Raw genomic sequence first — 1572 nt, forward strand, 5'->3', positions numbered from 1 at the left:
GAGCTCAACTACGGGGTCGATCTATCAACCATCTGAGGGTAGCATCAGGTTGGTGAGGGGAAGGTGCCCCATCAACCATTAAATCCGCATACCCCAATTCCTCCGCGCAGGCATCGACCATCTTGGGCGCGACCCGAAACGCTAGCTGAACGGAACCAACACCAGGTGCAGGCACCGTCTCGGGAAAGAGGCCACCCGCTGGTTCGCTCGTCAGAACAAGGATATTGCTGCCAACCTTGAACTCGACCCATCCATCTCCTGCAGCCTGGCGAAACTCAAGCTGCATGATTTCTTCGTAGAATTTTCGCATCGCGGTCATGTCGCGGGTATAGATAATGGTGTAATCCAAAGCGCGGATTTGGTTGAGTGCGGATACGGTCTTACTCTGGGAAAATGCTTTCGTCGGATTAGCCAAGATTGCCGAACCAACAGCGGCCATTGCGATGCTCTGACGGCGGGTTAATGGAGTCATAGATCATCCTCTGTGTCTTCTTGGGTCTGTGATACCCGTCGCGTCCTGAGAGGCCCCCAAGTTTCGACTGGCCTATGAACCCTTTGCGGTGATGCGGGCTTGATGCGCGATACCAGACCGACTCCATGGCGTTGATCAAGCTCGTTCTTTCAGCATTTTCCCAACCGTAACGATCGCATCGATTGCAGGAACGAGTTGCTGACCTAGATCGGTTAGGCTGTATTCCACCGTGGGTGGAGAGGTCGCCACGACCGTTCGGTCGACAACCCCCTTTGATTCAAGCTCTTTCAGGCGTGCGCTCAGAACTTTGGCTGATACCGGCGTAATGTCTTCTTTTAGCTCGGAAAATCGGCGCGCGCCTCCGCTGAGGTACCAGATGATGTTGGGGGTCCACGCACCTCCAATAAGCCTCATACACTCGTTCAAAGGGCAGTCGGGATCGTGGGCCGGAGACCTATTTTTTCGTCGCTTCAAAACTGTCAAAGCACGTCCTTTCCGTGGTTACCATCTGGAAACTGCGCATTCCACGCCATCCGGCCACCCAGTCCACCAACATCCGGCCACCCGTTCCACGCTCATCCGGCCAGGCAGTCGGAGCGCAGCGACGCAGGTTTGCATTGTTAGTCTGAAGTCCCTGTCGTCGTCAATTTCGTTGCGCGTCTGCGCATCGATTCGCCCTTCAGNCCAGCCGGTCGAGGATCGCGTCGCCCAAGGTCGGATCGCCGATCAGTGCATGCCATTTGTCCACGGGCATCTGGCTGGTGACCAGCGTCGAGCGGTTGCCGTAGCGGTCGTCCAATAGCTCAAGCATGTCGCGCCGTTGCGGTGCGGTAAACGGCGCCAGGCCCCAGTCGTCCAGGATCAGCAAGTCGGTCTTGGCATAGCCCGCCATCAGTAGGCTGGTGACCAGCGTCGAGCGGTTGCCGTAGCGGTCGTCCAATAGCTCAAGCATGTCGCGCCGTTGCGGTGCGGTAAACGGCGCAAGGCCCCAGTCGTCCAGGATCAGCAAGTCGGTCTTGGCATAGCCCGCCATCAGTTTCGCGAATCGACCGTCTCCGTGGGCCAGGCCCAGTTCCTCCATCAGGCGCGGCAGACGCAAG

Annotated in this window: 2 protein-coding genes and 1 pseudogene; all 3 read right to left on the minus strand. The window is 57.6% G+C overall.

All coding sequences use genetic code 11. The features are described 5' to 3' along the window. Positions 1 to 4 precede the first annotated feature (4 nt). Entirely contained in the window at positions 5 to 472 is a 468-nt protein-coding gene (locus AO268_RS32910; protein ID WP_052261070.1) for a VOC family protein, read from the minus strand. A gap of 135 nt (positions 473 to 607) precedes the next feature. Continuing rightward, positions 608 to 886, minus strand: coding sequence for a winged helix-turn-helix transcriptional regulator (locus tag AO268_RS04630; protein ID WP_025828124.1), 279 nt, complete (start codon positions 884 to 886; stop codon positions 608 to 610). A gap of 206 nt (positions 887 to 1092) precedes the next feature. Then, positions 1093 to 1572, minus strand: a pseudogene (locus AO268_RS33050) (ATP-binding protein); the annotation flags it as partial.

The organism is Pseudomonas sp. ICMP 8385 (genome assembly GCF_002699915.1).
Classification (GTDB): Bacteria; Pseudomonadota; Gammaproteobacteria; order Pseudomonadales; family Pseudomonadaceae; genus Aquipseudomonas; species Aquipseudomonas gessardii.